The 17,086-nt window shown below is 72.8% G+C and carries 13 protein-coding genes; 4 read left to right on the top strand and 9 right to left on the bottom strand.

The window, feature by feature from the left end; genetic code table 11:
• Positions 1-143: 143 nt before the first annotated feature.
• The 5 genes from nirD to IEY30_RS12440 are packed head-to-tail and all read right to left on the bottom strand — an operon-like array spanning position 144 to position 8,351.
• Entirely contained in the window at positions 144-566 is a 423-nt protein-coding gene (nirD, locus tag IEY30_RS12420; protein WP_030196478.1) for a nitrite reductase small subunit NirD, read from the bottom strand.
• 18 nt (positions 567-584) lie between these two features.
• Positions 585-3,143 carry a nitrite reductase large subunit NirB gene (gene nirB, locus IEY30_RS12425; protein ID WP_052358433.1) on the bottom strand — a complete coding sequence of 853 codons (2,559 nt, stop codon included), beginning with the start codon at positions 3,141-3,143 and terminating at the stop codon, positions 585-587.
• A complete protein-coding gene (locus IEY30_RS12430; RefSeq protein ID WP_030196487.1) occupies positions 3,143-4,729 on the bottom strand; it encodes an FAD-dependent oxidoreductase in 1,587 nt (528 codons plus the stop codon). Before IEY30_RS12430 ends, nirB begins: the two co-directional genes overlap by 1 nt.
• Positions 4,726-6,870, bottom strand: a complete 2,145-nt coding sequence (locus tag IEY30_RS12435) for a molybdopterin oxidoreductase family protein (protein ID WP_052358434.1) — start codon at positions 6,868-6,870, stop codon at positions 4,726-4,728. The genes IEY30_RS12430 and IEY30_RS12435 overlap by 4 nt, the downstream gene beginning before the upstream one ends.
• Complete coding sequence (locus tag IEY30_RS12440) at positions 6,867-8,351, bottom strand: nitrate/nitrite transporter (RefSeq protein WP_030196495.1); 1,485 nt, start codon at positions 8,349-8,351, stop codon at positions 6,867-6,869. Before IEY30_RS12440 ends, IEY30_RS12435 begins: the two co-directional genes overlap by 4 nt.
• A 220-nt stretch (positions 8,352-8,571) precedes the next feature.
• Between IEY30_RS12440 and IEY30_RS12445 the strand changes: the two genes are divergently transcribed.
• Entirely contained in the window at positions 8,572-9,402 is an 831-nt protein-coding gene (locus IEY30_RS12445; RefSeq protein WP_030196500.1) for an alpha/beta fold hydrolase, read from the top strand.
• A gap of 131 nt (positions 9,403-9,533) precedes the next feature.
• On the opposite strand, the gene IEY30_RS12450 is transcribed toward IEY30_RS12445, so the two are convergent.
• Positions 9,534-10,238: a LuxR C-terminal-related transcriptional regulator gene (locus tag IEY30_RS12450; RefSeq protein ID WP_030196503.1), complete on the bottom strand. Its 705-nt coding sequence runs from the start codon at positions 10,236-10,238 to the stop codon at positions 9,534-9,536.
• A complete protein-coding gene (locus tag IEY30_RS12455) occupies positions 10,235-11,605 on the bottom strand; it encodes an ATP-binding protein (RefSeq protein ID WP_229674972.1) in 1,371 nt (456 codons plus the stop codon). The genes IEY30_RS12450 and IEY30_RS12455 overlap by 4 nt, the downstream gene beginning before the upstream one ends.
• A gap of 224 nt (positions 11,606-11,829) precedes the next feature.
• Between IEY30_RS12455 and IEY30_RS12460 the strand changes: the two genes are divergently transcribed.
• The 3 genes from IEY30_RS12460 to IEY30_RS12470 all read left to right on the top strand — a co-directional run bounded on the left by IEY30_RS12460 (position 11,830) and on the right by IEY30_RS12470 (position 15,936).
• Complete coding sequence (locus tag IEY30_RS12460; RefSeq protein ID WP_030196509.1) at positions 11,830-13,209, top strand: PspC domain-containing protein; 1,380 nt, start codon at positions 11,830-11,832, stop codon at positions 13,207-13,209.
• On the top strand, positions 13,206-13,832 hold the full coding sequence (locus IEY30_RS12465) for a hypothetical protein (protein WP_030196513.1): 627 nt from the start codon (positions 13,206-13,208) through the stop codon (positions 13,830-13,832). The genes IEY30_RS12460 and IEY30_RS12465 overlap by 4 nt, the downstream gene beginning before the upstream one ends.
• Positions 13,833-13,971: 139 nt before the next feature.
• Entirely contained in the window at positions 13,972-15,936 is a 1,965-nt protein-coding gene (locus IEY30_RS12470) for a M13 family metallopeptidase (RefSeq protein ID WP_030196515.1), read from the top strand.
• Between the two features lie 45 nt (positions 15,937-15,981).
• On the opposite strand, the gene IEY30_RS12475 is transcribed toward IEY30_RS12470, so the two are convergent.
• Both IEY30_RS12475 and IEY30_RS12480 read right to left on the bottom strand, forming a co-directional pair.
• On the bottom strand, positions 15,982-16,440 hold the full coding sequence (locus tag IEY30_RS12475) for a GNAT family N-acetyltransferase (protein WP_030196517.1): 459 nt from the start codon (positions 16,438-16,440) through the stop codon (positions 15,982-15,984).
• A complete protein-coding gene (locus IEY30_RS12480; RefSeq protein ID WP_030196521.1) occupies positions 16,437-16,901 on the bottom strand; it encodes an SRPBCC family protein in 465 nt (154 codons plus the stop codon). Before IEY30_RS12480 ends, IEY30_RS12475 begins: the two co-directional genes overlap by 4 nt.
• Between the last annotated feature and the right edge of the window lie 185 nt (positions 16,902-17,086).

A 17,086-nucleotide genomic window follows, 5' to 3' on the forward strand; every position in this document is an offset into this window, starting at 1 on the left:
CCACAAGCCGGGCGCCCCTGAGCCGCGGTTTGTGGCCTTTCGACGGTGTTGCAGGGGCCAGACGTGGCCTCTCGACGGGTGGGGACCCGCGAACTTTGGCCTCTCGACGGTTGGGGACCCGCGAAGTTTGGCCTTTCGACGGGTCAGGGGAGGGGGAGGCCGATGCGCACCTCACCGTGCTGGACGCGGACGGCATACGTGGGCAGCGAGACCTCGGGGTCGTCGAGGGCTGCGCCGGTGCGCAGCGAGAAGACCTGCTTGTGCAGGGGCGATGCGACGGTGGGCTCTCCGGACCGGTCGCCCGTGAGCCCGCGTGAGATCACAGCAGCACCGGCATACGGGTCGAGGTTGTCGACGGCGTAGATCATCCCGGTGGGCAGCAGGAAGAGCGCGGCCTGGGCGCCGGCGGGCAGGAGCACCGCCACCCCACGACCGGGCACGAGGTGACTGACGGGGCAGGCGGCCACCCACAGCCTCGCGCCCGGCGCGGGCAGGATGCCGGGGCGGACGAGCGTGCGCACGGTCGGCGCCGCGGTCGGGACGGGGGTGTTGACGAGAGTGGTCATGGTGGGTTCCTCTGCGGCTCAGACGTTCTCGCGGACGGTGGGCAGACCGAGCAGGACCGGGACCTTGCGCGGACCGGTCTCGTCGAAGGCGACCGTGGGGTCGGCCTCCTCGGGGGCGTTGACGAAGGAGACGAAGCGCGAGAGCTTCACGGGGTCGTCGAGCACTGCCTTCCACTCGTCCTCGTAGCCCTCGACGTGACGGGCCATCGCGGCCTCGAGGTCGTCCGCGATGCCGAGGGAGTCCTCGCACACGACGGCCCTGAGGTGCTCCAGACCGCCCTCCAGAGCGTCGAGCCACGGCGCCGTGCGCTGCAGCCGGTCGGCCGTGCGGACGTAGAACATCAGGAAGCGGTCGATGTAGCGCACGAGCGTCTCGTCGTCGAGGTCGCTCGCGAGCAGCCGCGCGTGCGCAGGGGTCTGGCCGCCGTTGCCGCAGACGTAGAGGTTCCAGCCCTTGTCGGTGGCGATGACGCCGACGTCCTTGCCCCGCGCCTCGGCGCACTCGCGCGCACACCCCGAGACGCCGAACTTGATCTTGTGGGGGGAGCGCAGGCCGCGGTAGCGGTGCTCGAGGTCGACGGCCATGCCGACCGAGTCCTGCACGCCGTAGCGGCACCACGACGAGCCGACGCACGACTTCACGGTGCGCAGCGACTTGCCGTAGGCCTGCCCCGACTCCATGCCGACGTCGACGAGGCGCTGCCAGATCGCGGGGAGCTGCTCGACGCGGGCGCCGAAGAGGTCGATGCGCTGGCCTCCGGTGACCTTGACGTAGAGGCCGAAGTCCTGGGCGACCTGGCCGATGGTGATGAGCTGCTCGGCCGTGACCTCGCCACCCGGCATCCTCGGGACGACGGAGTAGGTGCCGTTCTTCTGGATGTTGGCCAGGAAGTGGTCGTTGCTGTCCTGCAACGCGGCCTGCTCGCCGTCGAGCACGTGGTCGCTGCTCGTCGAGGCGAGGATCGAGGCGACGGTGGGCTTGCAGATCTCGCAGCCCGTTCCCGTGCCGTAGCGCGCGAGCAGCCCCGAGAAGGTGCGGATGCCGGTCGAAGCCACGATCTCGAAGAGCTCGGCGCGGCTCTGCTCGAAGTGCTCGCACAGGGCCTTGGACAGCTCGACCCCGGAGTCGACGAGGAGCCTCTTGACCGTGGGCAGGCAACCGCCGCAGGTGGTTCCGGCGGTCGTGCAGCCCTTGATGGCCGCCAGGTCGCACGCGCCCTCGGCGATGGCGCCGCAGATCGAGCCCTTGGTGACGTTGTTGCACGAGCAGATGACGGCGTCGTCGGGCAGGGCGTCCGCGCCCAGCTCGGCGCCGGCGGGGGAGACGAGGGCGCCCGGGTCGCCGGGCACCTCGCGGCCGACGTACGCCTTGAGCGTCGTGTACGCCGACGCGTCGCCGACGAGGATCCCTCCGAGCAGCGTGCGGGCGTCGTCGCTGACGACGACCTTGGCGTAGGTGCCCTTCGTCGCGTCGGTGTGCACGATCTCGAGCGCGCCGGGCGTCGTGGCCATCGCGTCGCCGAACGACGCGACGTCGACGCCGAGGAGCTTGAGCTTGGTGGACAGGTCGGCGCCCGGGAACGTCGCCTCGCCGCCGAGCAGCCGGTCTGCGACGACCTCGGCCATCGTGTAGCCGGGGGCGACGAGGCCGTAGGAGCGCCCCTCGACGGCGGCGACCTCGCCCACGGCCCAGACGTTCTCGTCGCTCGTGCGGCACGCCAGGTCGGTGACGACGCCCCCGCGCTCGCCGACGGCGAGGCCGGCCGTCCGGGCCACCGCGTCCGAGGGCCGCACACCCGCGGAGAAGACGACGAGGTCGGTGAGCAGCGCCGTGCCGTCGGACAGCTCGACCGCGAGGCGGTCGTCGTCCTGGGCGGCGATCGAGCTCGTGCCGGCCCCCGTGTGCACCTGCACGCCGAGGCTGCTGATGAGGCCTTCGAGCACGGCGCCGCCGCCGTCGTCGACCTGCAGCGGCATGAGCCGCGGGGCGAACTCGACGACGTGGGGCGTCAGTCCGAGCAGGCGCAGCGCGTTGGCTGCCTCGAGGCCGAGCAGGCCGCCACCGACGACGAGCCCGTTGGCCTCGCGTCCCTCTGCGTGGGCCCGCTCGATCGCGGCCTCCGCAGCCGTCCGGATGCCGTCGAGGTCGTCGAGCGTGCGATAGACGAAGCAGCCGGCTGAGTCGTGGCCCGGCACGGGCGGCACGAAGGGGTGGGAGCCGGTGGCGAGCACGAGCGCGTCGTACGCGACGACGTCGCCGGCGCTCGTCGTCACCGTGCGGGCGTCCCGGTCGACGCGGTCGGCACGCGTGCCGAGCCTCAGGTCGACGAGGGCGTCACCGCCATACGTGTTGCCGGCGAGCGCGAGCGCGCTGCGGTCCCAGGCCCCGACGTAGGACGACAGGCCGACGCGGTCGTATGCCGCCTCCGCCTCCTCGGAGAGGACGACGACCTTCCACGTGCTCTCGGTGTCACGCGAGCGCAGGGCCTCGACGAAGCGGTGGCCGACCATGCCGTGGCCGACGACGACGACGGTGCGCGTGCAGGTGGCAGCGCTGTTCTCGGGGGTGGTGGACATCAGGCGGCTCCTTCGGTCAGGGCGGCGGGGGCCGACACCGGCTCGTGCGTCGTGGTTTGGTCGGCGTGGTCGGTGGGGGTGGAGGCCGTTGGTCGCGGCTCGGACGAGCGCAGCCACGAGCACAGACCGTCGACGGCGCCCTTGCACGAGCCGCACCCGGTGGTGGCCCGGGTGGCCTCGGCGACCGCCGCGACGGTCTCGGCGCCCGAGCGGAACGCGCCGACCACCGCGGACTTCGTCACGGTGTTGCACCGGCAGATGACCGCACTTCCCGGCATCTCCGCGAGGTTGACGCTCTCGGTCGACCCGGAGCGGGTGATCGCCCGGCCGAGCATGAGCGACAGGCGATCCCGCGGCACGACGGCGCCGGTGTCGTAGAGCTGGGTCAACGCACCGGCGGCGTCCCCGACGCCGAGCAGGATCGCTCCGACGAGCCGGTCCTGGCGCAGCACGAGCTTGGCGTAGCGGCCGCGACTCGGGTCGGTGAAGGCGAGCACCTCGTGCCCGGGGTCGTGCACGTCGACGTCGACCGTGCCCATGCTCGCGAGGTCGATGTCGTGGGCCTTGAGCCGGGTCAGCACGCTCGTGCCCTCGTACGTCGCCCCCGGGTCCGCGCCCGAGAGCACGTCGGCGAGGACTCGCGCCTGGTCCCATCCCGGCTGGACGAGTCCGGGCACCTCACCGCGGTGCTCGCTGCACTCGCCGATGGCGTGGACGTGGGGGGCCGAGGTCGACAGGCGGTCGTCGACGACGATGCCGCGCGACACGGCGAGGCCCATCTGCTCGGCGAGGTCGGTGCGCGGTCGCACGCCGGCCGCGACGACGACGAGGTCTGCGGGGAGGTTGGTGCCGTCGTCGAGGACGACGTGGGCTGGAGCGTGCGTGGTCGCGGCGTGTCGGGCGGCGACGAAGCGGCCCAGGACGAGACGGGCGCCGACGCCGCGCACGACGCGGGAGAGGACCGCGCCGCCGTCCGCGTCGAGCTGGCGGTCCATCGGGAAGTCCTGCGGGTGGACGACGGTGACGTCGACTCCACGGGCGAGCAGCCCACGAGCGGCCTCGAGACCGAGCAGGCCGCCGCCGAGCACCACTGCGGCGCGGGCAGATTCGGCCGCCTCGATGAGACGTGAGCAGTCGTCGACGGTGCGGAAGGCGACGACCCCGGGAGCGAGCGGGGTGTCGGGACCGGGCGCGCCGGCATACAACCCCTCGCTCGGCGGGACGAAGCTCGTGCTGCCGGTGGCGAGGACGAGCTCGTCCCAGGCCATGGCCCGCTCGCCCCCCTCGGCCGTGAGCAGCGCGGTGCGTGTCGCGACGTCGACCGACGTGACGCGCGCACCCGGCACGACCTCGACGTGACGGGCCGCCCACCAGCCGTCCGGCTTGAGCCGCGTGTCGCGGGCGGTGATCCCGCCGGCGACGACGGTCGAGAGGAGCACGCGATTGTAGGCGGCGTGCGGCTCCTCGCCGACGACGGTCACGGCGAAGCGCGCCGCGTCGGGGTCGCGGTGGCGGAGCTCCTCCGCGAGGCGGGCCCCGGCCATGCCGTTGCCGACGACGAGGACGTGGCGGGTGCGGGCGGTCACTGGACGGCCTCCAGGCGGACGGCGCACGCCTTGAACTCCGGCATGCGGCTGGTCGGGTCGAGCGCGGCGTGGGTCAGGGAGTTGGCGCGGCCGTCGCCACCCCAGTGGAACGGGAGGAAGACGACGTCCGGGCGCATGTCGTCGTCCAGGCGCACGACCGCCCGGGTGCGTCCGCGACGGCTCACGACGTCGGTGGTGCCACCGTCGTCGAGGCCCACGGCGGCAGCGGTGTCGGGGTGCACCTGGACGAACATCTCGCCCGCCGCGGCGGCGAGCTCGTCGACGAGACGGGTCTGGGCGCCGGACTGGTAGTGCTGCAGCACGCGGCCCGTCGTGGCGACGAGGGGGTAGGCCGCGTCGTCGGCCTCGACGGGGCCGGCGTGGTCGACGGGGACGAAGCGTGCGCGACCGCCGCGCGTGGCGAAGCGGTCGAGGAAGAGGCGCGGCGTGCCCTGGGGACGCTCGGTCGAGCACGGCCAGTGCAGGCTCTCGCCGGCGTCGAGCCGCTCCCACGTCACCGCGGAGTAGTCGGCCGGACCCCCCGCGGAGGCGCGCCGCAGCTCGTCGAAGACGACCCGCGGGTCGGTGGAGAAGGCTGTGCTGCAACCGATCCGGGCAGCGAGGTCGCTCCAGACGTCGAGCTCGCTGCGGCACCCCTCCGGCGCCGTCAGGGCGCGGCGACGGCGCAGGACCCGGCCCTCGAGGTTGGTCAACGTGCCCTCCTCCTCGGCCCACTGGAGCACGGGCAGCACGACGTCGGCGACGGCCGCCGTCTCCGACAGCACGAAGTCCGACACCACGAGCAGGTCGAGCGCAGCGAGCCGTTCGGTGACGACGCGCGCGTCCGGCGCCGAGACGACGGGGTTGCTGCCGTGGACCATGAGGACCCGGGGTCCGCCGTCGGTGCCGAGCGCCGACAGCAGCTCGAAGGCGCTCCGGCCGGGACCGGGCAGGTCGGAGGGGTCCACGCCCCACACCGCGGCGACGTGGGCGCGGGCAGCGGGGTCGTCGATCTTGCGGTAGCCGGGCAGCTGGTCGGCCTTCTGGCCGTGCTCGCGGCCGCCCTGTCCGTTGCCCTGGCCGGTGATCGTGCCGAAGCCGGTGCCGGGGTTGCCGGGCAGCCCGAGCACGAGCGCCAGGGCGATGAACGCGGTCACCGTGTCGGTGCCACTCGCGTGCTGCTCGCTGCCGCGGGCGGACAGGATGTAGGCGCCCCGCTCGGTGTCACGCGCGCGGGCCAGCGCGGCGACGGTGGCCCGCATCGTCGTGACCGCGACACCCGTGACGCGTTCGACGCGCTCCGGGAGCCACTGCGCCGCAACGGCCCACACGTCCTCGAAGCCGGAGGTGCGCTCGTCGACGAAGCGGCGGTCGGCATACCCCTCGGTGACCGCGAGGTGGAGCAGGCCGAGGGCGAGGGCGGCGTCGGTGCCCGGCCGCAGCTGCAGGTGCAGGCCACCGCCGTCCAGGGCCTTGGCGGCCGTCGGGGTCAGGCGTGGGTCGGCGACCATGAGGCCGCCTGCGTCGGCTGCCCGCACGAGGTGGGTGAGGAAGGGCGGCATCGTCTCGGCGGGGTTGGCGCCGAGCAGCAGCACCGCGTGAGCCGAGCCGATGTCGGTGACGGGGAAGGGGAGTCCGCGGTCGAGCCCGAAGCACCGGATCCCCGCCGCGGCGGCCGAGCTCATGCACCAGCGACCGTTGTAGTCGATCTGGCTCGTCCGCAGCGCGACCCGCGCGAACTTGCCCAGCTGGTAGGCCTTCTCGTTGGTCAGGCCGCCGCCGCCGAAGACCGCGACGGCATCGCGGCCGTATGCCGTCTGCGTCCGCACGAGGGAATCGGCGACGAGGTCGAGGGCCTCGTCCCACGACGCGGGGGCGAGCTCGCCGTCGCGGCGGACGAGCGGCGTCGTGAGGCGACCGGGGGCGCGGAGCAGCTCCGCGCTCGTCCACCCCTTCTGGCACAGGCCTCCCCGGTTGGTCGGGAAGCGGCGGGGCGTGACCGTGAGGTCCTCGGCCGTCGACCCGGTCAGCGTCATGGCGCACTGGAGCCCGCAGTAGGCGCAGTGCGTCGCGACACCAGTCCGGTCGGCCGGAGCGGTCCCGGCGATCGGGCGGGAGGGCGTTCTGAGGTCGGTGGTCATCGGCGGTAGCGCACCTTGGTGAGGACGGCGGCGCCGACGTAGAAGAGGGTGAAGACGACGAACGCGGCCGTGGCCGACTTCGCCGCGCCCTGGTACGACGCGCGCAGGCCGAGGTTGATGAGGACGCCGCCGAGGGCGCCGATGGCGCCGGCGATGCCGATGAGGGCCCCGGACATCGAGCGCGACCAGGCGGCTCGCTCGACGGCGGGGCCGGGGATGGCGGCGGACTTCGTCTCGAAGAGCGCGGGGATCATCTTGTAGACCGAGCCGTTGCCGATGCCGGAGAGGACGAAGAGCAGGACGAAGCCGCCGATGAGCCCGGTCAGCTGGAGGCCGGTCGCCGCGCCGGAGGTGACGTCGTCGGAGCGGGCCGCGAGCGTGACGAGCACGCCGGCAACGGCCATCCCGACGAAGGTCCACAGCGTCACGGCGGCGCCGCCCCGACGGTCGGCGAGCTTGCCGCCCCAGACCCGGCTGACCGACCCGAGCAGCGGGCCGACGAAGGCGATCTGGGCGGCGTGCAGGCTCGCGGCTGCCGTCTGGGCGGGTGTCGGCGCCGCGCCGCCGGTGAGGCCGGCGAGGAAGGTCTGGTTGAGCACCTGGCCGAAGGCGAAGCCGAAGCCGATGAACGAGCCGAACGTGCCGATGTAGAGCAGCGAGATGACCCAGGCGTCGGCGTGCCGCAGCACCTCGAGCATCGCCCTGGGATTGGCCGTCTGGTGGTCGAGGTTGTCCATGAAGCAGGCGGCGCCGATGCTCGCGACGGCGAGCAGCACGAGGTAGACGGCGCAGACGACCTCGGGGCGGCGGTTGCCGAGCGTCGCGATGACGAGCAGGCCGACGAGCTGGACGACGGGGACCCCGATGTTGCCGCCGCCCGCGTTGAGCCCGAGGGCCCAGCCCTTCATCCGCTGCGGGTAGAAGGCGTTGATGTTCGTCATCGACGAGGCGAAGTTGCCGCCGCCCAGACCCGCGAGGCCGGCCACGAGCAGGAAGGTCGTCAGCGAGTGGCCAGGGTTGACCATGAGCCACCACGTCAGGACCGTCGGCACGAGCAGCGCGAAGCCGCTGACGATGGCCCAGTTGCGCCCGCCGAAGAAGGCCGTCGCCATCGTGTAGGGCACCCGCAGGACGGCACCGACGAGCGTCGGGACCGCGACGAGGAAGAACTTGTCGGCCGGGGTGAAGCCGTAGACGGCCTGCGGCATGAAGAGCACCATCACCGACCAGATCGACCAGATCGAGAAGCCGATGTGCTCGGTCGCGACCGACCAGACGAGGTTGCGGCGGGCGATGCGGCTGTTGCCGGCCTCCCACGCAGCGGTGTCCTCGGGGTCCCAGTCGCGGATGACGCGCGACCTCGGCGCCGTGAGCTGACGGAAGCGGCTCGGGGTCTCCGGGACGAGGGTCGGCGTGCTGGAGGGTGCGGCGACGCTGCCGTTCGTGCTGGTGCCGGTGCTGTTTCCGGTGGTGGTGCTCACGGGGTTCCTCCTCGGGAGGCGGGTCGGGGGCCGCTGCGAGAGCGTGGCGCCCACGCTAGGAAGCCGGTGTTGCGCCACGTCCGGCCCGGTGTGACACCTCCGTTACGTCTGCCTCACGGGGGTCCGGCGCGGCCGTGAGGTCCCGCACGACGGCCCACCGTCGCACCCTCACGGGCCACCGGCGGCGGCGTGAGGCGGCCTGCCGCGTAGGCTCCGGGGCATGACGTCGGCTCCCGACCAGGCCTCGCTCAGCACCCTGTCCGTGGGCAGCGCAGGGCCACGGATCGCCTTCCTGCACGGGCTCTTCGGCCAGGGCCGCAACTGGAACCAGATCGCCAAGGCGGTGAGCGGTCCCGACGGCACCGATGCGCGCTGCCTGCTCGTCGACCTGCCCGACCACGGCCGCTCGCCGTGGTCGCAGGAGTTCTCCCTCGACGCGTACGCCGATGCCGTGGCCGCGACGCTGCGCGCGGCGGGCGAAGGGGAGCGCTGGGCGGTCGTCGGCCACTCGCTCGGGGGCAAGGTCGCCATGGTGCTCGCGCTGCGCCACCCCGAGCTCGTCGAGCGGCTCGTCGTCGTCGACATCGCGCCCAAGGGCTACGGCTCGCTCGAGCGATTCGAGGGCTACATCCGCGAGATGCAGGCACTGCCGCTCGCCGAGCTGACGAGCCGTGGCGACGCCGAGGCGCGGTTCGCCGAGCCCGACCCCGGCGTCAAGGCGTTCCTGCTGCAGAACCTGCGCCGGCACGGCCAGTCGTGGCGCTGGCAGGTCAACCTCGACCTCATCGCGGGCGACGCGGCGCTCGGGGTGGACTCACACATCGCGGACTGGCCCGACGCCGTCGACGAGCTCCCGCCCTACGAAGGACCCGTCCTCTGGGTCGCCGGCGGTGACTCGCGCTACGTCAAGCGCGAGGACGGCGACCGCATGCGGCGGCACTTCCCGCGGACCCGCCTGTTCACCATCAAGGGGGCCGGGCACTGGGTGCACACGGACGCGCCCGAGATCATCGTCACCGCCCTGCGCCGCTTCGTCGCCGACCCCGCCTGACGGCATACGCCCCCCAGCTCCACCCACCGAACGCAGCGTTCGGTCGCGAACGCTGCGTTAGAGCACTGAGTTCGCGACCGAACGCGGCGTTCGGTCGGGAAGTGGGGGAGGGGGACAGAGGGGAGGGGCGCTCAGAGGAGGCGGCGGCCCATCGCCCAGGCGGTCAGCTCGTGCCGGCTGCTGAGCTGGAGCTTGCGCAGCACCGAGCTGACGTGGGTCTCGACGGTCTTGACGGAGATGAAGAGCTCCTTCGCGACCTCCTTGTACTGGTAGCCGCGCGCAATGAGGCGCATCACCTCGCGCTCGCGGGCCGAGAGCCGGTCGAGCTCCTCGTCGATCTCGGCGACCTCGCCCGCCGCCGCGCCGAACGCGTCGAGCACGAAGCCGGCCAGGCGCGGGCTGAAGACGGCGTCGCCGTCGGCCACGCGCCCGATCGCGGTGAGCAGCTCCTCTGCGTTGATCGTCTTGGTGACGTAGCCGCGGGCACCGGCCCGGATGACGGCGATGACGTCCTCGGCAGCGTCGGACACCGACAGCGCGAGGAAGCGCACGGGCACGCCCGCCTGCGACTGCACGGCCGTGCACGCGCGGATGACGTCCGCGCCGCCGTGACCGTCGCCACCGGGCAGGTGGACGTCGAGGAGCACGACGTCGGGCTGCTGCTCCTTGATGACCTGCACGGCCGACTCGACGGCTCCCGCCTCGCCGGCGATCTCGAGCGTGAAGGCGCCGTTGCGCGGCGTCGCCGAGAGGGAGGTCAGCTCGGCGCGGACGCCGGTGCGGAACATGTGGTGGTCGTCGACGATGACGATGCGGATGGTCCGCGGGTCGGTCATGAAGCCTGCTCCTGGGTCTGGGGGTCCGGCGTGCTGCCGGGGGTGGGTTGCGATCTCGGGTCGGCGGGCGGCGTTGCGGCAGAGGGCTGCTCGGGCTCGACCGGCTGCCGGACGGGCAGGCGCAGCTCGACCTCCGTGCCGTCGGTGCGGCGTCGGATGCGGGCCGTGCCGCCGTGGCGCTCCATGCGCCCGATGATCGACTCGCGCACGCCGGCACGGTCGTCGGGCACGGTGTCGAGGTCGAAACCGGCGCCGTGGTCGCGCACGAACGCCTCGACGGCGTCGGGGCCGACCTCGACGTAGGTGCTGACGGGCGGGCTCGCGTGGCGCACGGCGTTCCACGTGGCCTCGCGGACCGCCTTGACGAGGGCGTCGAGGTGCTCGTCCATCGGCCGGTCGCCGGTGACGACGAGCTGCACGGGCACGCCGTGGAGGTCCTCGACCTCGCCCATGGCGGCGGTCAGCGCCGCGCCGAGCGTGCCGGCGCGGGCGTCCTCGTCGTAGAGGTAGCTGCGCAGCTGGCGCTCCTGCGCGCGGGCGAGGCGGGCCACCGTCGCGGCGTCGCCGGACTGGCGCTGGATCAGGGCGAGCGTCTGGAGCACGGAGTCGTGCAGGTGGGCGGCGATGTCGGCGCGCTCGGTGGCACGGATGCGCGCCGCCTGCTCGACGCGCAGGTTGCTCCACAGCCGCAGGATCCACGGCGCCGACAGCACGGCGACGCCGACGAGCGCGGCGAGCACGGCGCCGGCGACCTGCCACAGCTCGGTGAGGTTCGTGCCGCGCACGAGCAGCCCGACGAGCCCGAGGATCGTCAGGCCGAGGCCGACGACGAGCCAGATCCAGCGGACCGGGCGCCGCGCGCCGAGGGTGTCGGTGTCGTCGAGCTGGGACCAGAAGAAGATCGCGCCGATGACGATGGCGACGACGGGCAGGATCACCTCGGCGTGCACGTCGAGGCCGGCGCTGCCGAGCCACAGCGCGCCCGCGACGGCGAGGGCCGCGACGCCGAGGAGGGTGATGAGCACGGCCTGGTTGCCGCTGCGCAGCCACGTGCGCAGGCTGGCCAGGTCGACGTGGTGCCGGACGCTCGACGAGCCCGTGCCTGCCGTGGTCGAGGTGGTCGAGGTGGTCGAGCCGGTCGAGCTGGTCGGCGTGCTGACGGGGGAGAGGGGGTCGGTCGGGGCCGCGGGGTCCACGGTGCCGACCTCGCGCATCGTCGCCCAGAGGAAGACGTAGACGGCCAGGCCCGCGCCGAAGGGGATGCTCGTCAGCACGAGCGCGACACGAACGGCGACGACGGGGATCCCCAGGTGGTCGGCGAGGCCCTTGGCGACCCCGGCGATGACCTTGCCCTCCCGCTGGCGCACGAGCGGGGGCCGCGGCGTCGTCCGCCACGACGCTCCCGGTGCTTCCGGGGGTCCCGTGGGACGCGCGGGGCCCGTTCCGTTCTCGTATGCCGTCTGCACCGTTCCATACTCACCCACCCCGACCGCTCGGGGCGACCATCCGGGCCCTCTTTGGGGGTCGCGTCAGGGTGCGCTCAGGGTCGACCCTCATGGATGGGCGCCGTCGGGGGGCCCAATCTGGTGACATGACGAAAAGCAACGACGCCCCCGGTCAGGGGCACGGCCTCGACGGCCTCTACACCGCGCTGCGACGCCCCGGCATCGTGCGCCAGTCGAACGGCCGCTGGTTCGCCGGCGTCGCCGCCGGCGTGGCCCGGTGGCTCGGCGTCGACCCGCTCGTCGTCCGGGCGGGCTTCATCCTCTTCTCGATCTTCTTCGGGATGGGCGTCGCCCTCTACCTCGTGCTGTGGCTGCTCATGCCCGACGAGCGCGGCGAGATCCATGTCGAGCGCGCCCTCAAGCACGGCGAGGGCAGCTCGGTCTTCCTGCTCGTCATCACGGTGATGGCCGTCCTCGGCGGCGGACCCTGGTGGGGCGGCGACAGCCGCGGCTTCCGCTTCTTCGGCTTCGTGCTCCTCGTCGTCGGGGCCTGGTGGTTCCTGACCCGCACCGGCACCGGCCGGGAGCTCATGGCGTCGGCGCCCTGGAAGGGCCAGCCGGGCGCCCCGAGCCCGACGGCAGCTGCCGGAGGCGCCTCCGCGGGCACCCCGGCCGGGACCACGGCCACCGACCCCGTCACCGGTGAACCGATCACGCAGCCCGCCACGGGGGCCGTGCCGGCAGCGCCACGGCCCCCGACGGCATACGGCTCGACGGGCAACGCGGCGGCCAACGCCGGAGCGACCCTCACCACGCCTCGTCCGCCGGCCCCGACCCCGGTGCGGGAGCGCACGCCCTCGATCGGCTTCGCCGGTGGGCTGCTCGTCCTGGGCCTCGCCATCGTCACCGCCGTCGTCCTGTCGTCGGTGGCGCTGGCCGCCGGGTGGCCCGGCAACCACGTCGCCGTCGGAATCGCCTGCGGCCTCGGCGTGCTCGGCCTCGGCATCCTCGTCGCCGGCATCGCCGGCCGCCGCTCGGGAGGCCTCGCCTTCTTCGCCGTGACCGCCATGATCGCAGCCGCCGCGACCACCGCAGCACCGGTCGGGCTCTCGCAGCCCTGGCAGGTCGGTGACCGCAGCTACGCCGTGACCTCCATGACCCCGGCACCCGGCTTCGAGCTCGGCCTCGGCCAGCTCAACGTCGACCTCCGCAACGCGAACTGGCAGGGGACGAGGGGACAGGACACCGTGAAGACCACCCTCGGCGTCGGCGAGCTCGACCTCGTGGTGCCCGAAGGCGTCAGCGTGGTCGTCAATGCCAGGGCGCGGGCCGGCGAGATCATCGCGACGGGTCCGACCGTGGCCGGCGACGGCATGCGCCGGCTCGGGGCCGACCAGCTCCAGCACGAGGGCGCGAACTGGCAGCAGTCGGTGACGTTCGGACCCACCACGTCGGCCCCCGAGATCGTCGTCGACGCCGAGCTCGGCGTCGGCCAGATCAAGATCACGACGGCCAAGGCGTCATGAGCGCCGACCGGCAGGACCCGACCGGCGACTCGACCACACCCCCGACGACGAACGCAGCGGAGAGCAGCGACATGAGCAGCAACGACGCCCCCGACACCCCCGACACCCCCGACACCCCCGTGCCGGACCCGACGACAGAGTTCCGCGACCCGACCGCAGACCCCATGACGGACCCGCTGGCGGACCCGATGACGAACTCGATGACGAGCCCGGCGCCCGACCCCGCGGTGACGACGCAGATCCCGGCCGCGTCCACGCAGACGCTGCCGACGGCGACGCCCTTCCGGGTCGAGCCCGCGACCCCGGTGCCCGACGACGCGGTCACCGAGGGGTCAGCGCTGCCGCACCTGCCACCGCCGACGACCCAGCCCGCCCAGCCCTACCCGGCGTACCAGGAGCCCGCGCCCCGCCCGGCCCTCGTCACGGTGCGCAAGGGGCCGCGCCCGGGCTCGATCATGCTCGGTCTGCTCTCGATGCTCGTGGCTGCCTACGTCCTCGTGGCCAACCTCACCGACGCCGACCTCAGCTTCCGGCTGGTCGGACCCACGATGATCGGCGCCTTCGGCGGCATGCTGCTCCTCGTCGGGCTCGCTGGCGTCGTGGCCGGTCGGCTCCGCCGCTGACCCCGACTTCGGAGGTCACGCTTCGGAGGTCACGCTTCGGAGGTCACGCTTCAGGTCACCGCGTCGGCGCCCGCGCTGCGTGGTTAGGCTCGGGAGCACGCTCGCCGGTCAGGTCCGGCACTCGCAGTGGGGAGAGAACGTGCTCAGAAAGTCCGGCATCAGCCTCGAGGCCCTCGACCGGGCGACCCGGCCCCAGGACAACCTCTTCAGGTTCGTCAACGGGACGTGGCTCGACACGACGGAGATCCCGGGCGACCGCGCCCGCTTCGGCACCTTCGACATCCTCCGCGAGGAGTCGACGGCGCGGGTCCGCGACCTCATCGAGGAGGCGGCGCAGGCCGAGGAGGGCGCACCGGGCACGCCGAAGCGACAGGTCGGCGACCTCTACGCGAGCTTCACCGACACCGACCGCATCGAAGAGCTGGGGCTGGCGCCGCTGCAGCCCGTGCTGTCGCAGGTGGCCGCCGTCGACAGCGTCGAGTCGCTCGGCGAGGCCCTCGGGCGCCTGGCCCGCGACGGCGTCGCCGGCGTCCTGCAGCACTTCGTATCGCCCGACGAGCGCTCGCCGGAGGACTACGTCGTCTACCTCGAGCAGGGCGGGCTCGGTCTGCCCGACGAGTCCTACTACCGCGAGGAGAAGTACGCCGACATCCGGACGGCCTACGTCGCCCATGTCGAGCGCCTCCTCGGGCTCGCCGGCATCCCGGACGCCGGCGCCAAGGCGACGAGCATCATGGCGCTGGAGACGCTGCTCGCCGCGTCGCACTGGGACACCGTCAGCAACCGCGACGCCATCAAGACCTACAACGCCCACACGCTCGACGAGGCCAAGACTCTGGTGCCCCAGTTCCCTTGGGACGCCTGGCTGTCCGGTCTCGAGGCCCCCGCTGGCGCCTTCGACAAGGTGGTCATCCGGCAGCCGAGCTTCGCCACCGGTCTCGGTGCGGCTCTCGAGACCGTCGACATCGCGGACTGGCGCTCGTGGCTGACGTGGCACGTCCTGTCGGAGTTCGCCTCCGTGCTGCCGCAGTCGTTCGTCGACGAGGACTTCGACTTCTACGGCCGCACGCTCTCGGGCCAGCCGGAGAACAAGGAGCGTTGGAAGCGGGGCGTGGCCGTCGTCGAGGGGTGCGTCGGCGAGGCCGTCGGACAGCTCTACGCCGAGCGGTGGTTCCCGCCGGCGGCCAAGGCGCGCATGCAGGAGCTCGTGGCCAACCTCGTCGAGGCCTTCCGCCGGTCGTTCTCCTCGCTCGAGTGGATGGGGCCCGACACCCGCGCGCAGGCGCTCGACAAGCTCGACGCGTTCACGCCGAAGATCGGCTACCCGGACGTGTGGCGCGACTACTCCACGATCGTGATCCACCCTGACGACCTCGTCGGGAACGTCCGGCGCAGCACCGCCTTCGAGGTCGACCGCAACCTCGCGAAGCTGGGCCGCCCGATCGACCGCACCGAGTGGTTCATGCTGCCCCAGACGGTCAACGCCTACTACATGCCGTCGATGAACGAGATCGTCTTCCCGGCCGCGATCCTGCAGCCGCCGTTCTTCGACCTCGAGGCCGACGATGCCGTCAACTACGGCGGCATCGGCGCGGTGATCGGTCACGAGCTGGGCCACGGCTTCGACGACCAGGGCTCGCGTTACGACGGCACGGGCGCCCTGCGCGACTGGTGGACCGAGGCAGACCGCGAGCGGTTCGACGCCCTCGCGCAGCGGCTCATCGAGCAGTTCAACGCCTTCACCCCGGCAGGGCTGTCGGAGGACCACAAGGTCAACGGCGGCCTCACCGTCGGCGAGAACATCGGCGACCTCGGGGGCCTGCAGATCGGCTACTCCGCGTACCGCATCGCCACCGAGGAGGGCGGCATGCCCGAGCTCGACGGCTTCACGGGCCCGCAGCGCTTCTTCATCGGCTGGGCACAGGTGTGGCGCGGCAAGGCGCGCGAGGCCGAGGCGATCCGCCTGCTCGCCATCGACCCCCACTCCCCGCAGGACGTGCGCGGCAACGCCGTGCGCAACCTCTCCGAGTTCCACGAGGCGTTCGGCGTCAAGCCCGACGACGCCATGTGGCTCGCCGAGGACGAGCGGGTCCGCATCTTCTGACGACCGTCGACGTACGACTGGCCCCGTGGACACGCGTCCGCGGGGTCAGTCGTCCAGCGGCAGCTTGAAACCCACGTGCGACGCGACGAACCCCAGCCGCTCGTAGAAGCGACGGGCATCGGTGCGGCTCGCGTCGCTCGTCAGCTGCACGAGGGTGGCCCCGAGTCGGCGCGACTCCTCGACGGCCCACGTGACGAGCTCGGTCCCGAGGCCCGAGCCGCGCTCGTCCCGGGCCACGCGGACGCCCTCGATGATCGTCCGGGTCGCGCCGCGTCGCGACAGTCCCGGGATGACACTGAGCTGGAGCGTCCCGACGACGGTCCCGTCGCGTTCGGCGACGACGAGGTGCTGGGCCGGGTCGGCGGCCACGCGGTCGTATGCCGCGTCGTACGTCGCCGTGTCAGCCGGGTCCTCGCGTGCCGCGCCGAGGGGGTCGTCGGCGAGCATCGCGACGACCGCTGGCACGTCCTCGCGGGTGGCGGGACGGATCGTCCACTCGCTCATGCGTGCTCGGCGGTGCGCTTGAGCTGTGCCAGGCCCTTCTCGAAGTCGGGGCCGACGAGCTTCTCCATCGACCAGACCTTGCTCATGAGGCGCATGACGACGTTCTGGGGGCCGGTCATGGCCCACTCGACGCGGGTGTCGTCGCCGACCGGCGTCAGGGTGAAGTCGACGCGGTTGTGGGCCTTCATCGGCGCGGCGAAGAGCAGGTCGACGGCCACGTGCAGCGGCTCCGACTCGAGGATCTCCATGCGGCCCTCGCCGGCCTTGCTGTTGCCGCGCCAGGCGTAGATGGCGCCGACCCCGGTGGCCGACCCGGTGTAGGTGCGCTCCATGGCGGGGTCGAGACCCTCCCACGGCGACCAGGCCTGCCACTCGTGGAAGTCGTCGAGCAGCGCGTGGATCCGCTCGGGGCGAGCGGAGATCGTCGTCTCACGGCTGATGTGGAAGCTCTTGTCGGCCATGGCGGCATCCTGCCATCGCCGGGTCCGCGCCGGAGCGTGACGCCACGGAACGGCTGCGACCCGAAGGTGTCCCACGAGTCCCACCCGTCCCGCTATCACCAGATCGTCCGGATTTCCCACGATTCGCCTGACGTGTGACGTGGACCTCACTACCTTGAGCCGAAGGACGGGCGTGGCGGACACGG

Origin of the sequence: Terrabacter tumescens, from assembly GCF_014646815.1 — a bacterium.
Lineage (GTDB): Bacteria > Actinomycetota > Actinomycetes > Actinomycetales > Dermatophilaceae > Terrabacter > Terrabacter tumescens.